The organism is Neptunicoccus cionae (assembly GCF_014643735.1).
Taxonomy (GTDB): Bacteria; Pseudomonadota; Alphaproteobacteria; order Rhodobacterales; family Rhodobacteraceae; genus Amylibacter; species Amylibacter cionae.
In genome coordinates this window covers 956,998-978,876 of record NZ_BMKA01000002.1, presented here as the reverse complement: position 1 = coordinate 978,876, position 21,879 = coordinate 956,998, and the positions used below count along the sequence as shown (strand labels likewise).

Sequence of the window (21,879 nt, the reverse complement as noted above, 5' to 3'; positions counted from 1 at the left end):
CGCTCTCTCCGGGCCCCTAACCCGGGGAGAGCATCCCTGCCCCATTCTTCTCATCCATTCCCTCAAGTCAGAACTGGTTTATAAAATGCTCTGCTCGGCATTCAATCAAATCAAGAAATCCTGTCACGCATTGATCCTGGGCACCGCTCTTGGTCTAAGCGTCTCCAGCCCCGCAGTCTCCGAGATTGCACCTGGCGGAAGCATTATCAGGAATATCGCCTCTGCCACTTATTTCCACCGTGGTCTGGGCATCAGCGAAACAGTCCGGTCCAACCCTGTTGAGGCTCTCGTCCGCGAAGTGCCCGCACTGGAAATCACCGGCCGGACCGATCTCAGGTTGTCGCGCGGCGCTTTTGCCGAACACGCCTACGAAATTACAAACACCGGCAACGTCGATCTGATCTACAGTGCTTGGATCAAAAACGCCGAAAAATCACTGATGCTGACAGACACCGCTCTGTTCATCGATGCGAACGGAAACGGTGTCATTGACGCCGACGAACGCGAGATTTTCAAGGGCGACACTTTGCCAATCGCCACGTCAGAATCCGTAAAACTGATCTATCGTTTCCGCGTTTCAGCCACTGCCTTGCTTGACGACAGCGAAGAATCAAATCTGCGGATCACAGCCTTCTCCGCCAATTCGGGTGAATCGGTAAAAGCCGAAGGTGAAGGCCGCGGTATGGTTGTCATCGTGGATCAAGCCCTGCAACTGCGCAAAAAGCTTGAACGCCGTGATGCACCGGATGGCGAAATTGCTACATTCACGCTGGCCCTGCGAAACAATGCCGAAACCATCGTTTCTGCTTACTCTGTGCTGGACGGGCAAAATATTTTTCTAGATGGCGTGTCCTTTCGCGGCATCGTCCTGCGGGACGCCATCCCCCTGAACACAACTCTTCTATCCACATCTCCAGCTGGCAAAATGATCGCCGGATATCATCAGCGCGGGCAAAGAAAACACAGCTACCAAAGCACTATGCCAGAAGATTTGTCCACAGTGGATGCCGTGGCTTTCCTTCATGAAGGTGATTTTGCCATTGGTCGATCTACAGATGTAAGCTTCGCCGTTCTGGTCTCCGATCACCTGGGTCCGGTAACTGTTGAAAACACTGCCATGACTTATATGGTTGCCGATGGTGCGCTGTCAGAAATTCCATCAAATACTGTCTCATTCGATCGCATAGCTGATGTAACCTCTTCCTTGGATTTCATTGATCCAGACACTGACACCGCAGCTGAAACTTCGGATCTGGACCGTGATACACGCCTTGTTTTGACCTCTGGCGCTTGCAACACGTCTGCAGGCGTGGATGTTGTGACAATTGAGGTCACAAGCACCATTACCAATGACACCGAAACCGTCACCGCCACCGAGACTGGTGCAAATACCGGCATTTTCACAACCGCCCTGTTGCCAATCGCACAAATGTCCTTGCCCAAATCGGGCGATGGCGTGATCGCTTCCGCCCCGGGTGATAACCTGCAAGCCCGTGCAGAATGCCGTGAACAGACGGTATTCGATACGCTGCTGGTGCGTCCTGGATCCTACGTATTCAACAGCTTGACCAATGAAACGGTCTCAAATGCGACGGTTCAACTGCTGAACCGCGCTGGCGTGGTCGTCGCCGAAGTCATCAGCGACTCCACTGGGTTTTTCGCGCTCGGCGACATCTCTGAGGGCCGCTACACCACACATGTTCTGCCTCCTGCCGACTACACCTTCGCCTCGGAAAGAACCGATTTTCGCGGCTTCACCCGCAACGTAGATGCAGAAGCGTCCTACGGCGATCGTTTCAAACACGAAGGCGGACCGGTCTATCCAATGGATATTCCCCTCGATCCGTTTTACGGCGTTCCACTGTCCATCGAAAAGACCGCGAATAAAAGACAAGCCCAAACCGGCGATTTCGTTACCTACACAGTGCAAGCGCAAAACGGTATGAACCAGGCTCTTACACAGGCTATTCTTGTCGATACGCTGCCGCGTGGCGCAATCTATGTCGAGGGCACAGCTCTGCTTGATGGGGTGGCGATTGACCAACCGTCCGTCGACCCCATGGGCGCGCATCGCTTTGCGTTGGGCATTATCCCCCCACTTGAAACTGTAGAACTGACGTACGTGTTACGTTTCACCCCATCTGCCCGCTCGGGCGATCGCGTGAACAGCGCCTATCTGACCGGCCAGCAAGCCGGTTCAGGTGAAACCCGCTTGTCCAACACAGCGCAGGCAACTGTGGCGCTTGATACTTCCAACGGTGTGTTCTCTCGTAAGGGCGCTATCATCGGATCGGTCTTTATGGATTGTAACGGCAACGGGGTGCGCGATTCCGCTGAGGAACTCGGTGTAGCAGGCGTCCGGATCATCACACAGGAAGGCCTGATGGTTGTGACGGACGCCGATGGCAAATACAGCCTCTTCGGCCTGCGCCCGGTCTCTCACGTGCTCGCGTTGCAAAACAGCACCTTGCCGGAAGATAGCAAAGCTGTCGTCTCCCGCGTGTCGGACATGCAGCAGGCAGGTTCTCGTCTGGTCGCATTAAAGCGGGGCGAAGTGCGGGCCGAAGATTTCCCGCTCGAAAGCTGCACACCGGCAGTAATGGCCGAAGTCAGCACACGCCGCGATACACTGCGCAACACTGACCCCGAAGGCCTACGCAGTTTTACCGAATTGCCCGTCGATATCAGCAGCAACACCCCGCAATCCGTGCGCAGTGAGGCTGGTCTTGCAACCTCCACACAAATCGTTGGCGGTTCCAGGATTGAAAACGGCAGCCTGCAATCTGAAGGCGCGGATGGAGCCTCCGGCGAAACAAAGAAAACGCTGGAACAGGTGATCAAAACCTTTTCACCAGAAATCGGTTTCATTAGTCTTTCAGATCAGGATCGGTTGACACGTCGCACCCTATCCCTGCGCGTGAAAGGTCCGGCCGATCTCGGTCTCAACCTGATCGTCAACGGTCAGAAAATCGGTGGCAGTCGCATAGGCGAGCGGAGCACGTGGGCCGGTGGCAATGTACAAGCCATCGAATATGTTGCCGTTAAACTGGTCGCTGGTGAAAACCTGCTGCAACTGGTGGGCAAAGACCCTTTCGGGAATATCCGCAAATCTCAGGAAATCCGTGTCTTCGCGCCGGGCGATGCCCAAAAGATCAAACTGGTCGGCCCAAAAGCTGCTTCTGCCTCTCCGACAGAGCGCGTAAAATTTACGGTGCAAATCCTCGACACCAAAGGTGAGCTTGTGAAAGCCGCGACCGTGGTAACGCTGAACGCGCGTCGTGGTATCTGGGACGTAAAAGATATTCGCGCGAACCAACCCGGTGTGCAGATTTATGTGGATAGCGGAATCGCAGAAGTTTCGTTGATCCCGCCCCAAATGGCCGGGCCAGACCTGCTGAGCGCGCAAAGCGGTACCCTTGGACGCGCCGAAGCCTCAATCCTGTTTTCTCCCAATCTGGAAGAGCGGATACTCGTTGGTGTGCTAGAAGGCACTGTTGCACGACAGTCCGGTGGACAGCTTCTCAACGAAGGTGAATTCAGCGCCTTCGAAGACACTAATACCGGCCTGCGTGGCGAAATTTTTATGAAAGGCCGTGTTGGTCGGGAAACCCTGATGACGCTACGCTATAGCAGCGACAGCGATGAAGAGGATCGCCTGTTCCGAGACATCAACACCGATGAAAGCTACCCAGTTTACGGGGATGAGTCCGAACGCGGTTACGACGGTCAATCGTCCAGCGATCTCTATGTCAGTTTCGAACGTGGTGCATCCTCACTGGTTTATGGCGATATTGCCATTGAACCTGGCTCCTCTGCGTTCGAACTGGGTGGCTTGCGCACTGTAACAACGGGCGTGAAAGCCAACTGGCAGGGAGAGCGTACAAGGGTAACAGCCTTTGCCGCCCGCACATCGCAGGAAATTCGTACCCTTGAGATCGCAGGTCGCGGTGTGTCCGGTCCCTATGAGGTCGATCTGGCGGGTTATCAGGAAGGTTCAGATCAGGTCGATGTAATTGTGCGAGATCGCGACACTGGTGTGATCCTTTCGGAAACACGCTTGCGCCGCATGTCCGATTATCTGTTGGATTTCTTTCTCAACACCATCGTTTTTGACACCCCTCTGCGTCAGGCCGATCCTCTGGGCAATCCGGTCTCGTTCCGGATCACCTATAATATTGAAGGAAGCAGCGGCGAGAAATACTGGCTCTACGGTGTTGAGGCAATTTCAGAACTGAACGATAGGGTAACAATCGGCGCGCGTGCAATTCATTCTGATGGTGCTGCTGGAACTGAAGAGCGGTACAAAATTTACTCCGCTTTTTTACAAAATAAGATCAACGACAACGCCACCCTTGAAGCCGAAGTCGCGCAAGCCGAAGACGGGTTTGGGCAACGCGGATATGCGGGGCGCATTGCCTATGATTATGTTTCCGAAGACACCCGTTTCCGGTTTGAAGCGGCCCGAACAGGATTGAAGTTCGCCCCTGTCGGATCAAGCGTTCGTGCAGGTATGGCACAGGTTTCTCTGGACTATGAAAGACGCCTAAGCGACAGCAGAACGCTGGTTGCATCCGCTGACTACCAGTCCGATTTCGCAACGAAACAGGAAACACTCGGCGCTGAAATACTGGTACGCGGCGTGGTGAATGAAACGCTGACGCGGGCCTCCGGCTTCCGCATGGTTGTCGAAAAGTCGCCACTGGACAAACAAACCACCACCTACTTCAAGGACGAGGCAGTCTGGCGGCCGGTTTCCACTCCCGGCATGGTCATGAAATTCGTAAAAGAACTGCCGCTTTCAGGTGAAGGTCAGGGTAAGTTTATCGTCGCAGCAGATTACCATGTCCGTGAAGACCTGCGTGTCTTTGGTGAATTCGAACTGTCCTTTGGTGATCTTGGTGACAAGCTGACCCGCGCCCATATCGGTGTTGAATATCGGGTAAATCACTGGCTCGACGGGCGCACCGAAGTGACAACAAACCCCGGTGATTTGGGAGATGATCTTCTGGTGCAGGGTTTCTCCACGCGGCTGGAGCTGAATGAACGCACCTCGCTCGATATGACGCTGGAGCATTCTTTGAACCTGTCACGACCTGACTCCGGTCTGACCAGCATTGCCCTTGGCGGTGCGTGGGAATCCCGGGATGGCAATTGGGTTGCAGAGGCCAATCTGGACCAAACGTTTGAGAAGACAGGAAACACATTCTACGCCGATATCGGCATGGCAGGTGAAATTAGCCCGGGCGTGACGGTGCTTGCACGGGGACGCCATGCGCGTGATGGACGATCCGGCCAGAATGCGCGTATCCGGGAACGTCTGCGCGTTGGCGCAGCTTACCGCCCGCTGGATGACGCGCGTTTCAATGCTTTGGGATGGTATGAATACCAGCGGGATCGGGACATAAACGAAGAAACGCAACATCTGTGGTCCCTTGCCGGAACGTGGGATCTGCAACCCGACCTGCGCGTTAACGGCAAATACGCCGGCCAGTATTCCAGCCTCAGCTCCCCGCTCGGTGGAATCGAAACGGCGAGCCTTACCCAACTTCTGCAGGCAGGTGTCACCTGGGATGCATTGCCCGAAAAGCTGGAGCTGTCAGGAAACGTATACCACATGTGGGACGACGACGGGTTTGCGGCACAGGCTTACGGAATAGAGGCAGGGTATGTTTTTGCGGAAGGTGCGATGGTTTCGATTGGATACAACCACGCGACTGAACAACTTCCGTTTCAAAGCCGTCATTTTCAGAAAGGTTTATATTTGCGACTGCGTTTAAAACTGACGGAGAACCTATGGGATCAGTTGGATAATTTCCTGTCCCAATGAACGAGCGCAGTCTGGAAATGCGGGAGCATGACGCAGTTTCCGGCCTGCACTCTAAAGGCGGCACCCTTCGGTGCCGCCTTTTCTTTATACAGCATCCTAGGTCATCAACTCTTCAGATAAATCCTGCATCCCTTGCAATCATAGCAGCATGCGTGCGGTTACGAGCGTTCAATTTAATGCTGAGAGTTTTCAAGTGCAGCTTTACAGTGACCTCTTGCAATTCAAGCTCGCGGGCGATCTCCTTATTGGCCAGTCCTTTGGACAATCCGGTTAGGACTTCTTTTTCCCGAGTCGAAAGAAGGGTGTCAAATTCGTGGTCACATTCATTGCGGTTCGCCATAAAGCTGACCGGCGCAAAGGTTTCGCCTTCAGCCATAAATCGCACAGCATTCAACAGTGATCTCGCCGACATTGTTTTTGGCAGAAATCCAGCAGAACCCGCTTCCAAAGCCGCTTCCGCGATGGATGCGGTAGCCGTGCCAGAAATGATTCCCACCGGTTTCTGACAATTCGCCTCTAACGCTTTGGTCAGGCCGGACAATCCATTCATGCCCGGCATGTCGAAATCCAGAAGCACCAAATCAAAAGGACCCTCTGAACTAATTTCGCTCAGGGCTTCATGAAGATTAGCAGAACGCGATACTTCTATGTTGGCTTCGGCCTGAATGTACGAAGCAATCGTATCACGAACCAAATCGTGGTCATCAGCTATCAATATCTTCATTCATCCCATCCAACCTTGCATATGCCGCCTGTAACCTTGTCTTTAGAGGCGTGACAATTTTCCATAGACCTGTCCCGTATGGCTCCCCGGTATCACGGCGTCTCGTACGTATAATGTCGGAAACCAACCGCGATGCGTTTCCGGTTTCTCGCTTAGAAAGTTGTACCCGTGAAAAGGTTAATATTTCTTTCAAATTGCCCAACTAATTTGATCTACCCGGTTTTTTTGCGAAACAGACTGACCCGAAGCATATTTTTGTACCGCCGCACCCTTTCAAAAATTACGACTTTCTTAATTATTCTGCGGAATAACACTCCAAAGGTATAGCTCATCAGGCCAGTATTTCGCGCGGGGATAATACCACAACCAAGACGCAATAACCTTGTGGCAGAGATACTCTTGAGCGGCGCCTACAAGATATGGGGATGTATGAATGGAAAATTACAGGAAGGTTATGCAGGTTTCGGGAAGGAAACGGCTCATTCAGCAGATTTTAAGTGAACTGATGAGCAAGAAAATCAACACTCAAGGGCCGGTTCCTCATGATATGCTCGTCCACGGGCATTTGGAATTTCGGCATAAAAATGCGCTTGCGGTGAACCGTCTCTCGCACAGTGTATCAAGGAAAGCCGGACTGCACCCTTGTGGACGCGATGCTCCTACAATGCGGACGAAACAGAAGGATCTTCCTTTGTTATGTCAAAACCAGCTTGGGGAGCTTAAACACGTTTTCGGCGCAGAAGAACTGTCGATTAAGCTGGAGTGTTTTCTGGCGGAGGGCGACAGGATGACCGGAAATATCGCTCATTTAATTTCAATGCGCGAATACCCGAGACTTCAATCCGCAGCCCATAAATTCGGAGGCTCTTGCGCATTGTTTGGCGCAAAGGATTTACGCGCGTCCCTTAGTCAATTGGAATTGGCCTGCACACGGTATGACACCGCCAAATTGGTTCAGCGCGAAATTCATACCCAAGGCAGGTGGATGCACACAAAAGTCGCGATGAGGGCATTGCCCTACTTTCGTTGATCAAGTTACCTTCGGCAGTCACATCCACTGTTCATCCACCAAGGATTTTGCGAACGTAGTTCTGAGTTTCCTTGTAAGGTGGAATGCCGTTGTATTTCTTCACGGCACCGGGTCCGGCGTTATAGGCAGCCAAAGCCAGCCGCCAGCTTCCGAAGCGTTTGTATTGTTCACTGAGGTAGCGGGCACCGCCTTCAAGATTGGCGTGGGGATCGTTCGGATTTACGCCCAATTCACGCGCAGTTCCGGGCATGAGCTGTGCCAACCCGATCGCCCCGACCGGAGATCTGGCATTTTTATTCCAGGCGGATTCCTGTTGGATCAAGCGCAAAAACAGGCTTTCAGGCACGTTGTGCCGACGGGCAGCCTCTTTCGCAGAGGACAAATAGACGGCCATATGGCGTCCTCTGAGTTTGCCTTTTGTAGATACTATGACTTCTTGAACGACTGGCGCTTTCTTTGCTTCTGCTGCGGGTTTGAGGATACCACGCCGCTCCAACACGTTAATCTGGCTTTGATAAAGCGCATATCGTGTCTTACTTAGCCCGAAGGTATCCTGCGCAATCGCGGGTGCTGGCATCATCAGGGCAAGGCAAATTCCAAGTTTTTGTATTTGTTTCAAGGCAAACTATCCAAAAGTATCGCCATTCTAGACGAACAAACAGGGTAATTGCGCGACCGCACTGATAGACACAGCAGAGTGAGCCGTAACCAGCCCGTTAACCTTATTCTCGTGCGCGTAAGATTCGCGAAGGGGTCGCCGAAAGTGGGCGCAATGCGAAGGCAAGACCGGCCAGCAGCGACGCAATTACGCCAGAGGTGATGATTAAGAACGCATTGCTCCAGATCACCTTAAAGTCACTCTCCATCACAAATGTCATCACCGCCCAACCACCAAGCAAACCGGCAATGAGCGCAATCGCCCCCGCCCCCAATCCCAGCAGCGCAGCACGCAGCGCAAAGCTGCCCATGATCTGCGCGCGGGACGCCCCCAGCGTTTTCAGAACTGCCGCCTCATAGGCCCGCGCCTTTTCACCGGCAGCAGCTGCGCCAATCAGCACCAGAAACCCTGTCACCAGCGTCATTACCGCACCATACCGTGTGGCGGCGGCAATACCGCCAACCAGTTCGACCACCTGCGCCACCGCGTCACGAATGCGAATTGCGGTGATATTGGGATAGGCGGTGGCCAGATCCCGCAAAATCGCGGCTTCGGCTTCTTCTTCTGCATAGACCGTTGAGATCCAGCTGTGGGGCGCACCGGCCAGCGTATTGGCGTCCAGTGTCATCACAAATCCAATGCCCGCATCATCCCAGCTGACATCGCGCAGGCTGGTGATTTCGGCGGTGATGTCGCGACCTAATATATTAACCGTAATCTTATCGCCCAGAACAAGGCCGATTTCAGCCGCTTCCTCTGCGGCAAAGCTCATCTGTGGGGGACCGGTATAGCCCGCAGGCCACCATTCGCCTTCGGTCAGGGTGGTGCCGTCTGGCTGCGCATCTGCATAGGTCAGCCCGCGATCCCCGCGAATGACCCAATGACCGCCTGCGACCTCTTCGGCGGGTTGGCCATTGATACGGGTGATCACACCGCGCATCATGGGCGCGCTTTCTACATTGCTAACCTTAGCATCGTCAGCCAACCGAGTGCGAAAGCCGTCAATCTGGTCGGGTTGGATATCAACGAAGAAATAGCTCGGGGCGATCTCTGGCAGTTCGCTTGAAAAGGCATTGCGCAGGTTGCCGTCGATCTGCCCGACAGCCGCTAGAACGCTAAGGCCGAGCCCGAGTGAAAGCACGACGGATGTGGATTCACCGCCTTTCGCACCAATCGCGCCGAGCGCCAGCCGCAAGCCGATGCGACCCCGCGCAGCACGACGGGACCGGCGGGCCAGCGCGCGGATGCCCCATGCGGCGATCACAAGCATCACCAGCGCTGCAGCAATCCCCCCCGCCGTCCAAAGCGTCAGGAACACTGTGCCAGAGAACCAAACCGCGAGAACGAGGAGCAGTGCAACCAGCACCGCCATCATCCCCAAATAACCGGGCGCAGGCAGGGTGTTGGTGCCGGTAAAAGCATCGCGGAACAGGGTGGCTGCACGGATTTCTCCGGATTTTGCCAATGGCCAAAGCGTGAAGATCAGCGCGGTCAAAACCCCGTAGACTGCCGCTTCGATTAGGGGCGCAGGGTAAATCGCGAATTCGGCAGGGATCGGCAGTTGCGCTTCGATCAGCGGGGCGAGCAATACCGGCAGGCTGCCTCCGATCAACAGACCCAGTGCTACACCAAACAGGGTGAGCACGCCAATTTGTATAAAATAGGTCAGAAAAATAGTGCGTCGTGTGGCGCCTAGCGTTTTCAGCGTGGCGATTACGCCGGTTTTCCCTGCCAGATACGCCCGCACAGCCGAAGATATACCAACGCCACCAACAGCCAGACCGGACAGGCCAACCAGCACCAAAAACGCACCGATCCGTTCGACAAACCGCTGTACACCACCAGCGCCCTGCCGACTGTCCCGCCAGCGCAATCCGTTGTCCCGAAACAGCGCTTCTGCCTCTTCTTTCAAAGGTTGTAGCGCCGCACCGTCCGGCAGATCAAGCCGGTATTCCGTAGAATACAAAGACCCTTCCGCCAGCAAACCGGACCCGTCAAGCGCAGCTGTGCGCACAATCGTGCGGGGTCCCAGTCCAAAGCCGCCCGAGGCATTGTCGGGATACCGCAGCAGCAGGGCACTTAGGGTGAACGCCCTTTCCCCAAGCCGGAAATCATCCCCTGCCGACAGCCCCAGCCGATCCGCGAGCACCCGCTCCATCACCGCACCTTGTCCGGCCAAAGCCTGCTCCAAGGGTATATCGGGGGAAAGTTGCACGTCACCAATCAGGGGATAAGCCCCGTCGACCGCGCGGATCTGGGTCAGGCCGCGTTCCGCCCCGTTCGGGCCGTCCACCACGACCATAGACCGGAAGTCTAGGGTTTCGGACATCCGATCAGATATGCGTTCCATCCATGCCCGTTCTTCGGCGCTGGCATAACGGTAGGTGACTTGGACCTCGGCATCACCACCCAGAAGGGCTGCGCCGTCCCGTTTTAATCCAGCCTCGATCCCTGATCGCACCGTGCCCACGGCGGCGATGGCGGCAACGCCCAGCGCAAGACAGGCCAGAAACACCCGAAAGCCCCGCAAGCCACCGCGCAACTCCCGCCGTGCAAAGCGGGACGCGATCCGCAGACTCATTGTGCGGCCTCGGCACTTTGTCGGGTTGTGTCGATCCGGCCATCGCGCAAACGCACGACCCGATCACAGCGTGTGACCAATTCATTGGCGTGTGTCACCATAATCAGCGTCGCGCCATGCCGGTCCCGCAAGCCGAACAACAGGTCCATAATCGCCGCGCCGTTGGTTTCATCCAGATTACCCGTCGGCTCATCCGCCAGCAGAATACGCGGCCGCGTTGCACTGGCCCGCGCGAGCGCCACGCGCTGCTGTTCGCCGCCGGACATCTGGCTTGGGTAATGATCAACCCGCGCGGCCAGCCCGACCGCCTTCAATTCGGCCTCTGCACGTTCAAATGCGTCCACTGTACCAGAGAGTTCCAGCGGCGTTGCGACATTTTCCAGCGCGGTCATTGTCGGTATCAGGTGGAAAGATTGGAAAACCACCCCCATATTATCCCTGCGAAAGCGCGCGAGCTGGTCTTCGTTCATCGCCGTCAGATCCTGCCCAAGGGCCGTGATCGTGCCGGAGGTAGCCTGTTCCAGCCCGCCCATCAGCATAAGGAGCGATGATTTGCCTGACCCACTTGGCCCGATAAGGCCCAATGTTTCCCCGGCCCTCACATCCAGAGAGATGTCATGCAGGATGTCGACCGGCCCCGCATTGCCCTCCAGAGACAGATTGGCACGGCTAAGGGAGAGGACAGTATCATTCATGGCACGGGTCTTTCGCAAAAGGTCTCGTTATGGATATGGTGTTCCACGGGTGCTACGCAATACCGCTTTGGCGGTGATGCTCTCCACAGGCGCACTTCATGCGCAGCAATCGACCATCCTAGCGCTGGGTGACAGCCTGACAGCGGGCTATGGATTGCCACGGGAACAGGGGTTCGTGCCGCAACTGGCCAATTGGCTGGGGCAGCAGGGTGTTGACGTGAAATTGATCAACGCCGGTGTCTCCGGGAGCACTACCGCAGGCGGCTTGTCCCGCGTTGGCTGGTCGTTATCCGACGATGTGGATGGTATGATCGTAGCACTTGGCGGCAACGATTATCTGCGCGGGATTGATCCCAAGTCCAGCCGCGAGAACCTTGATCGCATTCTTGCCAAAGGCCAAGAGGCGGGCGTTCAAATGCTGCTCGTTGGTATTATTGCCGGGGGCAACTTCGGGGCAGAATACAAGCGGGAGTTCAACGATATGTACGAAGAACTTGCAGCGAAATACAAAATCCCGCTGATACCCGATTTCTATACGGGCCTTAAAGCTGCTGCAAAAACCCAAAGCGGCATGGCGCAGTATATGCAACCGGATGGCATTCATCCAAACCGGCAAGGCGTCGCAGAGATCATTCCCGCCATCGGACCGGAGGTTTATAGACTGGTGCGGCCCGAAAACTGAACAATCCGGCAGAGTTAAAAGACTCTGCTTGTTTGAAATGCGCTTCCGGCGCTAGAGTAAATATTGGAGGGCTGGCACTCCGGCCCCCGTCAACAGGAGGTATATTATGCCAAAGAAGGACAACAAGAACCCGTTCATCGACATGTTTCAGGATTTCGGCAAGTCCATGCAGATTCCCGGACCGGATGTGAACCAGATGATGGATTACCACCGCCGGAATTTTCAGGCGCTCCAATCCGCAGCCCAGAAAAGCACCAGCAGCGCCCAGACTGCCGCGCTGAAACAGCGGGAGGCACTGGAACAAACCCTCGCCGATATTTCCCAGACCTATAAGAACTCTGCTAAGGACGCTGATCCATCAGCTATGATGTCAACACAGATGGATCTGGCCAAGCGCACATTTGATGCCACAGTCACCACAACGACGGAGATGGCCGATATTATGCGACAAGGCAACGAAGAGGCGATGGATCTGCTGAAAGAGCGTGTCATGCAAAGTGTTGAGGAACTTTCGAGCACGCAAAAGAAATAAGCCTGCCAATCATCTTACAGTCACTTTCCGCCGGGTTTCACCGGCGGATGGGACCGCTGGATTTCCCCCACGTCCAACACCGGCGCCGCATCCATGGCCGATGCATTCAACATCGCGGCCACACGTTCCAGCGATGCAACGATCATCGCCTGTTCCCAATCTTCCAGCGCCTCGAACTCTGTCACATATTTCTGCTGCAACGGATCGGGCGCGCCTTCCACAGCTTGCCGGCCCTGTTCGGTCAGCACCACATTGGTCTGCCGCCGGTCCACATCGGATCGTTGCCGTTCAATCATGGATTTCGCCACCAGACGATCCAGCAGTGTAGAGATCGTCGCCGGACTGACCCCCATCTGAACCGAAATCTGTTTTGGCGTAATACTCCCAGCCCCTAGAACAATCTGAAGCACGCGGATTTGCACCGGCGTCAGTCCTGCGGTCTGCGCCAGTGCACGGCCATAAAGCTCCGTTGCGCGCAAAATCCGGCGCAGGGCAATCAGGGAGGTATCGGTTCTGTCCACGAAGATTCCTATCAAAATGGTCGCGACAGAATATCTGGTCCGAGTCGCTTCTGCAAGCGCGCTAGGTAGTTAGGTTAACAAAACAAAAAGTTCAAAAACTGTGCAAATTTTAGGCAATAATCACAAGAAAGTGCGATAATCTATTGTTATAACTAGAAATAAACAGAGTCAAAGTTAATTACCTTTCCTAATTGATTTTAAAAATAAGCTTCGTATAACTAACGATCAAAATGAAGCAGTTGCAGAGGTATACCGTGGTAGACATTCATCCGTTCAAATCGCGTCGCAATGACGTTAAGTTCCGCAAGCCAGAAGCCGAAGACGGCGCGGCGATCTGGAACCTGATCGGGGCATGCAAGCCGCTGGACGAAAACTCTATGTATTGCAACCTGATCCAGTGCGATCATTTCCGCGATACGTGCATTCTGGCCGAACTGGACGGCGCTCCGGTGGGCTGGATATCCGGCTATGTCTTGCCCAATGATCCTGAATCCTTCTTTGTCTGGCAGGTTGCTGTATCCGAAAAAGCCCGTGGTCTCGGGCTTGCAAAGCGGATGCTTAAACGCCTGCTCGCGCGGGAGGAATGCAAGGATGTTATCCGGATGCAGACCACCATCACCAAAGACAATGACGCAAGCTGGGCGCTGTTCCGCAGCTTTGCTGATGCGCAAGACGCCGAATTGGACCATGAGGCCCATTTCGAAAAAGAGACACACTTTCAGGGCGAACATGACACCGAACACATGGTGACAATCAAACTGCCCGAATCCGGCGAGATGGGTGCTGCGGCTTAATCAGCCGCCCCTGATCCGGATTTACTTCAACATAAAAGGAAATTGCTATGACGACTGAAACTTCAGCCGACACAACTATCTTTGAACGCCGCGAATCCCAAGTGCGCAGCTATTGCCGCGCCTTTGATACTGTGTTCACGACGGCCTCCGGCTCTACACTGACCGATGCCAAGGGTAACATCTACACCGACTTCCTGTCGGGCTGTTCTTCCTTGAACTACGGCCACAACGATGCGGACATGAAGGCAGCGCTTGTGGATCACATCACCAGCGACGGGATTGCCCATGCGCTTGATATGTACACCGGCCCGAAAGCAGCGTTTTTGGAAACATTCGAACGCGTGATCCTGACGCCCCGTGGCATGGACCACAAGGTGATGATGACGGGACCGACCGGTGCCAATGCTGTCGAAGCTGCGATCAAGCTGGCCCGCAAGGTCACGGGCCGCACAAACGTGATTTCGTTCACCAACGGTTTTCATGGCATGACCCTTGGCGCTTTGTCCCTGACCGGCAATTCCGGCAAACGGGGCGGCGCGGGCGTACCGCTGACTGGCGTGACCCACCTGCCGTTTGAAGGTTCCCTTGGCGATGACGTAGACACGCTGGCCGTTGTTGAAAACATGCTGACCAACGACAGCAGCGGTATTGACGCGCCAGCAGCGATTATACTTGAGCTGGTTCAGGGCGAAGGCGGTTTGAACGCCGCATCGCGCACTTGGGTTGAAGGCATCGCACGTCTGGCTAAAACTGTCGGTGCCAAGCTGATCGTGGATGACATTCAGGCCGGTATTGGCCGCACGGGTGATTTCTTCAGCTTTGATGAAATGGATATCGAGCCGGATATGGTCACACTGGCCAAATCGCTTTCCGGTTTCGGCCTGCCGTTCGCGCTGACCCTGATCAAGCCGGAGTTGGATATCTGGAAGCCAGCAGAACACAACGGCACTTTCCGTGGGAACACCCACGCTTTTGTCACGGCCAAGGTCGCGCTGGAAAAATTCTGGGCCGATGACACGTTCAAAAAGGATGTTGCGGCGAAAGCTGAAATCCTGGAAGGCCACCTGCAAATCATCGCTGAAATGGTTCCGGGCGCACGCCTTAAGGGTCGCGGCATGATGCAAGGTGTCGACGTGACCAATGGCGATCTGGCGGCAGCAATCTGCGCCGAAGCGTTCAAGCAAGGGTTGGTGATTGAAACCTCCGGCGCACAGGACGAGGTGGTCAAAGTGCTTGCCCCGCTGACAACGCCAGTAGATCAATTCACCCAAGGGCTTGAAACCCTTGTTGAAGCGGCACGCACCTGCCTTAACGCGACAACACAAACAAAAATCGCTGCGGAGTAAGCAAAATGATCGTACGTGACCTGAACGACCTAAAAAACACCGACAAAGAAGTCAAAGACGCACAGTGGACTTCGACCCGTCTGCTGCTGGCGGACGACGGTATGGGATTTTCTTTCCATATCACCAATCTGGACGCCGGTTCGGAACATACGTTCCACTATAAGAACCACTTTGAAAGCGTCTATTGCATGTCCGGCAAGGGTTCGATCACGGATCTGGCCACAGGCGAGACCCATGAAATCCGCCCCGGTGTGATGTATGCGCTGAACCTGCATGACAAACACACCCTGCGCGCGGAAGAGGAGTTGGTAATGGCCTGCTGCTTTAACCCGCCCGTGACCGGTACGGAAGTTCACCGCGAAGACGGCTCTTACGCCCCTGCGGATTAATATCGGGCCACAACCGGCCCCTGAACGCGCCAAACGACAGCCGCGCAGTGGTGCGGCTGTCTTAACCGGCGGCGTTAACCTCACTCTGAATTAAAGGCGTTCCCGCCAAAACGGGGGCGAATATTATGATTAAACACGCACATACCGTAGAGAAAATCGGCGGCACATCTATGTCCCGCTCGGCTGAATTGCTCGACACTTTGTTCCTGAAGGGCGGCGACAATCCCTACAACCGGATTTTCGTTGTTTCGGCCTATGGCGGGATTACCAACCTGCTGCTGGAGCATAAGAAAACCGGCGAACCTGGGGTGTATGCGCGGTTCTCTAATGCCAGCAATGATCTTGGCTGGTCCGATACGCTGAACCGCGTCATGGACGCCATGAACGAAGCCCACCGCAAGGTTCTTGATGCGCCGGGCGACATCCGCGAGGCGGATGACTTCGTGCGCGAACGGATAGAGGGGGCGCGCTCCTGTCTGATCGACCTGCAACGCCTGTCGTCCTACGGGCATTTCAGGCTGTCCCGTCACATGGGCATCACCCGCGAATTGCTGTCCGGTCTGGGTGAGAGCCATTCGGCATTCGTCACCACCCTGCTGTTGCGCCGTGCCGGTGTGAACGCCCGCTTTGTGGATCTCGGCGGTTGGCGGGATGAACGGGAAGTCACGCTGGAAGAACGCATCGCGGAGGGCATGGACGACGTTGATGTCAGCACCGAACTGCCCATCGTCACCGGATATGCGCAATGTTCCGAAGGTTTGATGTCGCTTTATGACCGTGGCTATTCCGAAGTCACCTTCAGCCGCATCGCCGCCCAAACCGGCGCGCAGGAGGCGATCATCCACAAGGAATTCCACCTGTCCTCCGCCGATCCCAAACTGGTCGGGCTGGAAAACGTGCGCAAGCTGGGTCACACAAATTACGACGTGGCGGATCAGCTTTCGAATATGGGGATGGAGGCGATCCACCCATCGGCTGCAAAAACCCTGCGCCAGTCGTCCATTCCGCTGCGTGTCACCAATGCGTTTGATCCGGGCGATCCGGGCACATTGATTGATGATTCAGACGCAAAAGCACCACAGGTGGAAATCGTCACCGCGCTGGATGTGTTTGCGCTGGAAGTGTTCGAACAGGATATGGTCGGGGTCAAAGGCTATGACGCGACGATCCTTCAAGCACTGACTCGCCATAAGGTCAGCATCGTGGCGAAATCCTCTAACGCCAATGCGATCACCCATTATGTGGACTCCTCGCTGAAACACGTCAAACGGGTCGAAAGTGATCTGGTGGCGGACTATCCCACAGCTTCTGTGACCGCCCGAAGCCTGTCTGTCGTTGCCGCCATCGGCCGCGATCTTGGCGGTCTTGGCGCACTGGTCAAAGGGCTCTCTGCACTGGATGAGGCCGGAATAATCCCGATTGCGGTACAGCAAAGCCCGCGTAATGTGGACATCCAGATCGTCACCACCCGCGAAGATGCAGACGCCGCTGTAAGTGTCTTGCACAAGTGTTTGATCGAAGGCGAAGCCATCGCGAAGCCGATGCAAACAAAAGAAAAAAGCGAACCGCGACTGGTTGCTTGAATAAGAAAAGGCGCAGCATCATCCGCTGCGCCTTTTGCATTTTTATGGGTCTGATTGGCCCTATTCTACTGAAGTCCCGATATCATCCCGCGCGACGGCCACCGATTTTGTGATCGCGTAGCACTTCATTCCGATCCGCAGGCCCAGCGCATCACGAGAGCGGCGGGTGATGCGGGACAACACGGTCTGTCCGTCCACTTCGACCGAGACCATGACCCCCGGACCATCCCCTTCCCGCACATCCGCAACCCGACCTTCCAGAATATTCAGCGCGGAAATCTCTTGGGGTTTTCGGGTCGCCAGCACCACATCCTGCGCGGCAATCCGCACCCTGATCCGCGCACCGGCAGCGGCGTTGATCCGCGGCAGATAAAGCCGTCCCGCCCCGATTGACAGTTCGGTCAGCCCGTCAGCATGATGCGCAACCACCTGCGTTGTCAGCAAAGCGCCTGCACCGCGCACCCCAAGGGGAAAGGGCACAGCCGGATCGCCAAGGACCTGTGACGCGGGACCGTTGCGCAGCATCTTACCGTCATTCAGAACCACAATCGTCGTCGCCAGCCGCGCGATTTCCGCGACCGTGTGACTGACATAGATCATCGGGGTCGCAGTCTCGTCCCGCAGTCGTTCCAGATAGGGCAGGATTTCCAGCTTCCGCGCCTCATCCAGCGCGGCAAGGGGTTCATCCATCAACAGCAGATCCGGCGAGGAGAGCAGCGCACGACCGATCGCCACCCGCTGTTTCTCGCCCCCAGACAGGGCAGCAGGGCGGCGTTCCAGCAAAGGCGCGATGCCGAGCATTTCAACCACATGATCAAAGGACGCGGTTCCCGACCCGCGCTTGGCAAACCACGCGCCGTATCGCAGGTTCTGGCGCACGCTAAGGTGGGGGAACAGACGCCCTTCCTGAAACACGTAACCGATGCGCCGTTTGGCAGGCGGCACCCAGACACCGGTCTTGCTATCAAATAGGGTCTTGCCGTTCACCGCGACTTGCCCCGCCTCAGGGCGCAGCAAGCCTGCGATCGTTTGCACCACCGTCGTCTTTCCTGATCCCGAGCGCCCGAAGAGCGCCGTAACACCGGCAGGCGCTTCGAACGCCACATCCAGATCGAAACCGGAGAACCGGTGTTTTACACTCACAGAAACCGTCATACGCCCCGCACCCTTTTCGCGACCCGCGCTGCCAGCAGTTCAGACAGCACAAGCGCGGACATGGCGACGATCAGGGAGACAACCACCAATCGCAGGGCAGAGCTTTCGCCGCCCGGCACCTGCAAAAACGCATAAATTGCGGACGGCAGGGTTTGGGTCTGGCCAGGGATGTTGGACACGAAAGTGATGGTCGCCCCGAACTCGCCCATCGCTTTGGCAAAGCCAAGGATGGTGCCGACGATCACACCGGGCAGGATCAGTGGCAGGGTCACAGTCACAAATATCCACAGCGGCGAAGCCCCTAGCGTCGCCGCCGCCTGTTCCAGCTTCGGGTCAACCGCTTCAAGCGACAGGCGGATTGCGCGCACCATCAGGGGAAACCCCATCACCGCAGCCGCCAGCGCGGCACCGGTCCAGCGAAAGGCAAAAACGATCCCGAGATCTTTGAGAAATCCGCCAAGCGGCGCTTGTGTGCCAAGGGTCAGCAACAACAGATAGCCCGTCACCACAGGGGGCAGGATCAGCGGCAGATGCACCAGACCGTTCACGATTTGCTTACCCGGAAACTGCCAGCGGGCGAGCGCGTAGGCAATGAATACACCTACAGGCAGGCTGCACAGGGTCGCCCAGAAAGACACACGCAGCGACAGGGCGACCGCCTCCCATTCTTGCGGGCTTAACCAGTCCATCGGGTCATCCTACTTTCCAAGGGTCTGAAACCCCTGTTGTTCAAAAATCTGGCGCGCGCGGTCGCTTTGCAAAAAGGTCAGAAACTCTGCCGCCAGTTCCTCTTTGCCGCCGTTGATTGCAGCAGCAGGATAAAGGATTGGCGGGTGACTATCGCGCGGGAAACGGGCCACGACAGAGACCCCGCTTTGTGCAACAGCATCGGACCCATAGACTATGCCAAACGGTGCTTCGCCTGTTGCGACAAAAGCCAAGGCGGCGCGGACGTTATCGGCCTGAACCACTTGTCCTTGCACAGTTGACCACAGCTCCAGATGCTCCAGCGCGGCCTTGCCATAAATGCCAGCTGGCACGGAATTGACCAGCGCCATTGCCAGATAATTACCGCCCAGTTCCGCCCGTAAGGCGTTGAGAGAAATTTCCGGCGCATCCGCAGGGTGCGCCACCAGAACCAGCGTGTTTCCCAGAAGATCAACCCGTGTCCCTTTGACCACAAGTTCGCGTGTGTCCAGCCGGTCCATCCAGTCAGCATTGGCAGAAATAAACACATCCGCAGGTGCGCCCTGTTCGATCTGTCGCGCCAGTGTAGAGCTGCCGGCCAAGGCAACGGCTGCGGTGTGGCCGGTTTCTTCCTTCCACGCTTCGGTCATTTCATCCATCGCGTTTTTCAGGCTTGCGGCTGCAAACACGGTCAGGTTGTCCGCCGCGACGCGCAGCGGGGAGAGCGTAAGTGCAATCAGGATGAGCCGTGCAAGAAAGCGATAGGGGATCAGGCCGCGAGGCATCTTAACGTCCTTGGACAGCGATAGGTACAGCGGGAAATATCGCACGAGGCGGTCGGCTTTGACAATCGTTATTTCCCGCCAGACACATCGACGCGCAAGCCTGTCAGAAACGCCAGCTCTTGCGTGGCCTCGGCGCTCAGACGTTCTTCCATCCCGCGATAGGCTTTCAGCACCTCTTGCCCTGTTGCCGTCAGACGGGCACCGCCGCCGTGACTGCCCCCACGGGAACTTTCCACCAGGGGATTTTGGAACGCTGCATTCATTTCTTCGACCAGCATCCAAGCGCGCTTATAGCTCATTTTCATGGCGCGGCCTGCGGCCGCAATGGACCCGTGTTCGTCAATCAAGCCCAACAAATCTGCCTTGCCGGGGCCAAGCCGTACGCCATCATCAAACACCACCCTAAGGCGTAGTCGGGCGTCAGCTGTGACAGTATTCGATCGGGTCAGTGCAGGTTTGGTCATGGCCGGATCATCCCGCACCCTGCCCCCCACGGCAAGACCAATCGCCTTATGCCACGCCGTCGCGGCAATTGGCATGATCCCGCCGCACGACTTTAACCTTTGTGGATCACGACTATTTTCTGTATTGGGCGTCATGCTCTGCAAATCTGATAAGGGAAACCTATGACAAACCATCTGCACCACGGGGACTTGCCCGACGATCTGGATCTGGGTCCGGTTGTGGCAATCGACAGCGAAACTATGGGGCTGATCCCGAACCGTGACCGTCTGTGTCTGGTGCAGCTTTCCGCAGGGGACGGCAACGCTCATATGGTCCAGATCGCGCAGGATCAGACCGAAGCGCCCAACCTGTGCCGGATGCTCGCCAATCCCGAACAGTTGAAACTGTTCCACTTTGGCCGCTTTGATATTGCCGTGATGGAAAACCGCTTTGGGGTGCGGACCTCGCCTGTGTATTGCACCAAAATCGCGTCGAAACTGGTGCGCACCTACACCGACCGTCACGGGCTAAAGAACCTGACGCAGGAATTACTGGGTGTGGATATTTCCAAACAGCAACAAAGCTCTGACTGGGGTGCGGCGGAACTGACCAAGGCGCAACTGGATTATGCGGCTTCGGATGTGCTTTACCTGCACCGCCTGAAAGAGGAACTGGACAAACGGCTCGCCCGTGAAGGACGCACCGAAATTGCCAAAGCCTGTTTTGACTTCCTGCCCCACCGTGGTGCGCTGGACCTGATGGGCTGGCCTGAAACCGATATTTTCGCGCATTAACCTTGGAAAGTCAGGAACCCACTGTCGGAGTAGCAGAGCGTGACGGATATTCGCGCCTTGTAAGAGTGCTGAAATGGGTGTTTCCCATTCTGGCACTCCTCCTAATGGCGAGCATTTTTGTGCTCTCCAACACCAGCAAGCTGCGGGAAGGCCTGATTATTGCGGATGCCACGCTGGCAGAACTGGCGGTGGGGCAGAAGATTACCAATCCGCATTTTTCCGGCGTGACGAAATCCGGTGATGCCTTTTCCATTTCGGCGGAATGGGCTTTGCCGGACGGCGTGAAGCCGCAACACGTGGAGTTGAACAAGCCCCGCGCCACCATCAGTTTTCAGAACGGCAACACCATGCGCACCAATGCAGGCGCTGGTGCGTTGGACCTTGTGTCATCCACGGCTGCCCTGACAGAAAACGTCGATCTGCACACCACAAACGGTTATACGGCGACCAGCAGCAATCTGGAAGTCAACTTTGAAACTGGCAATATTACCAGCAACGGGCCAGTCCATGCCGAGGGGCCAATCGGTTCTATTGACTCTGGCGCAATGGAGCTGCGGCAGGATCTGGACGTTAATCCCGCCGGTCGGGCGGTTCTTATGTTTAACAATGGTGTTAAACTGATATACAAACCCAAGAAAAAATAGGATCGGGG

At 55.8% G+C, this 21,879-nt stretch carries 19 protein-coding genes; 10 read left to right on the top strand and 9 right to left on the bottom strand.

The features are described 5' to 3' along the window. Positions 1–130: 130 nt before the first annotated feature. Positions 131–5,827 (top strand): DUF11 domain-containing protein, encoded by a 5,697-nt coding sequence (locus tag IEX10_RS09955; RefSeq protein ID WP_188674082.1) that lies wholly within the window; start codon positions 131–133, stop codon positions 5,825–5,827. A 112-nt stretch (positions 5,828–5,939) separates the two neighbouring features. Here the strand turns inward: IEX10_RS09955 and IEX10_RS09950 are convergent, their stop codons facing one another. Next, a complete protein-coding gene (locus IEX10_RS09950; RefSeq protein WP_188674080.1) occupies positions 5,940–6,551 on the bottom strand; it encodes a response regulator in 612 nt (203 codons plus the stop codon). A gap of 433 nt (positions 6,552–6,984) precedes the next feature. On the opposite strand from IEX10_RS09950, the gene IEX10_RS09945 reads away from it, so the two are divergent. After that, a complete protein-coding gene (locus IEX10_RS09945; RefSeq protein ID WP_188674078.1) occupies positions 6,985–7,581 on the top strand; it encodes an Hpt domain-containing protein in 597 nt (198 codons plus the stop codon). A 31-nt stretch (positions 7,582–7,612) separates the two neighbouring features. Here IEX10_RS09945 and IEX10_RS09940 read toward each other — a convergent pair whose 3' ends face one another. The 3 genes from IEX10_RS09940 to IEX10_RS09930 form a co-directional block, all read right to left on the bottom strand. Beyond that, positions 7,613–8,200: a lytic transglycosylase domain-containing protein gene (locus IEX10_RS09940; RefSeq protein WP_229678500.1), complete on the bottom strand. Its 588-nt coding sequence runs from the start codon at positions 8,198–8,200 to the stop codon at positions 7,613–7,615. Between the two features lie 103 nt (positions 8,201–8,303). Continuing rightward, on the bottom strand, positions 8,304–10,820 hold the full coding sequence (locus tag IEX10_RS09935) for an ABC transporter permease (protein WP_188674075.1): 2,517 nt from the start codon (positions 10,818–10,820) through the stop codon (positions 8,304–8,306). Beyond that, positions 10,817–11,515, bottom strand: a complete 699-nt coding sequence (locus IEX10_RS09930; RefSeq protein ID WP_188674072.1) for an ABC transporter ATP-binding protein — start codon at positions 11,513–11,515, stop codon at positions 10,817–10,819. The genes IEX10_RS09935 and IEX10_RS09930 overlap by 4 nt, the downstream gene beginning before the upstream one ends. On the opposite strand from IEX10_RS09930, the gene IEX10_RS09925 reads away from it, so the two are divergent. Together IEX10_RS09925 and IEX10_RS09920 are read left to right on the top strand one after the other, a co-directional pair. After that, the gene (locus IEX10_RS09925; protein ID WP_229678499.1) at positions 11,514–12,197 is read left to right on the top strand and encodes an arylesterase; all 684 of its coding nucleotides are present in this window, start codon (positions 11,514–11,516) and stop codon (positions 12,195–12,197) included. The two genes, IEX10_RS09930 and IEX10_RS09925, sit on opposite strands and share 2 nt — an antisense overlap. A gap of 106 nt (positions 12,198–12,303) precedes the next feature. Next, positions 12,304–12,729 (top strand): phasin family protein, encoded by a 426-nt coding sequence (locus tag IEX10_RS09920; RefSeq protein ID WP_188674069.1) that lies wholly within the window; start codon positions 12,304–12,306, stop codon positions 12,727–12,729. A 20-nt stretch (positions 12,730–12,749) separates the two neighbouring features. Here the strand turns inward: IEX10_RS09920 and IEX10_RS09915 are convergent, their stop codons facing one another. Then, positions 12,750–13,250: a MarR family winged helix-turn-helix transcriptional regulator gene (locus IEX10_RS09915; protein ID WP_188674067.1), complete on the bottom strand. Its 501-nt coding sequence runs from the start codon at positions 13,248–13,250 to the stop codon at positions 12,750–12,752. Between the two features lie 263 nt (positions 13,251–13,513). On the opposite strand from IEX10_RS09915, the gene ectA reads away from it, so the two are divergent. The 4 genes from ectA to IEX10_RS09895 all read left to right on the top strand — a co-directional run bounded on the left by ectA (position 13,514) and on the right by IEX10_RS09895 (position 17,362). Further along, entirely contained in the window at positions 13,514–14,044 is a 531-nt protein-coding gene (ectA, locus tag IEX10_RS09910) for a diaminobutyrate acetyltransferase (protein ID WP_373287466.1), read from the top strand. Positions 14,045–14,091: 47 nt separating this feature from the next. Then, complete coding sequence (gene ectB, locus IEX10_RS09905) at positions 14,092–15,390, top strand: diaminobutyrate--2-oxoglutarate transaminase (RefSeq protein WP_188674062.1); 1,299 nt, start codon at positions 14,092–14,094, stop codon at positions 15,388–15,390. Positions 15,391–15,395: 5 nt separating this feature from the next. Continuing rightward, positions 15,396–15,779, top strand: coding sequence for an ectoine synthase (locus tag IEX10_RS09900; protein WP_188674061.1), 384 nt, complete (start codon positions 15,396–15,398; stop codon positions 15,777–15,779). Between the two features lie 125 nt (positions 15,780–15,904). Continuing rightward, complete coding sequence (locus tag IEX10_RS09895; protein ID WP_188674058.1) at positions 15,905–17,362, top strand: aspartate kinase; 1,458 nt, start codon at positions 15,905–15,907, stop codon at positions 17,360–17,362. A 60-nt stretch (positions 17,363–17,422) separates the two neighbouring features. Here the strand turns inward: IEX10_RS09895 and modC are convergent, their stop codons facing one another. The 4 genes from modC to IEX10_RS09875 all read right to left on the bottom strand — a co-directional run bounded on the left by modC (position 17,423) and on the right by IEX10_RS09875 (position 20,528). After that, positions 17,423–18,517 carry a molybdenum ABC transporter ATP-binding protein gene (modC, locus tag IEX10_RS09890; protein WP_188674055.1) on the bottom strand — a complete coding sequence of 365 codons (1,095 nt, stop codon included), beginning with the start codon at positions 18,515–18,517 and terminating at the stop codon, positions 17,423–17,425. After that, on the bottom strand, positions 18,514–19,206 hold the full coding sequence (modB, locus tag IEX10_RS09885; RefSeq protein WP_188674052.1) for a molybdate ABC transporter permease subunit: 693 nt from the start codon (positions 19,204–19,206) through the stop codon (positions 18,514–18,516). The genes modC and modB overlap by 4 nt, the downstream gene beginning before the upstream one ends. Before the next feature lie 9 nt (positions 19,207–19,215). Then, on the bottom strand, positions 19,216–19,989 hold the full coding sequence (gene modA, locus IEX10_RS09880) for a molybdate ABC transporter substrate-binding protein (protein ID WP_188674050.1): 774 nt from the start codon (positions 19,987–19,989) through the stop codon (positions 19,216–19,218). A 68-nt stretch (positions 19,990–20,057) separates the two neighbouring features. Continuing rightward, entirely contained in the window at positions 20,058–20,528 is a 471-nt protein-coding gene (locus IEX10_RS09875) for a winged helix-turn-helix domain-containing protein (protein WP_373287463.1), read from the bottom strand. Positions 20,529–20,615: 87 nt separating this feature from the next. Between IEX10_RS09875 and IEX10_RS09870 the strand changes: the two genes are divergently transcribed. After that, positions 20,616–21,227: a ribonuclease D gene (locus tag IEX10_RS09870; protein ID WP_188674047.1), complete on the top strand. Its 612-nt coding sequence runs from the start codon at positions 20,616–20,618 to the stop codon at positions 21,225–21,227. 104 nt (positions 21,228–21,331) lie between these two features. Next, positions 21,332–21,871 carry an LPS export ABC transporter periplasmic protein LptC gene (lptC, locus tag IEX10_RS09865; protein ID WP_188674044.1) on the top strand — a complete coding sequence of 180 codons (540 nt, stop codon included), beginning with the start codon at positions 21,332–21,334 and terminating at the stop codon, positions 21,869–21,871. The last annotated feature ends 8 nt before the right edge of the window (positions 21,872–21,879 follow it).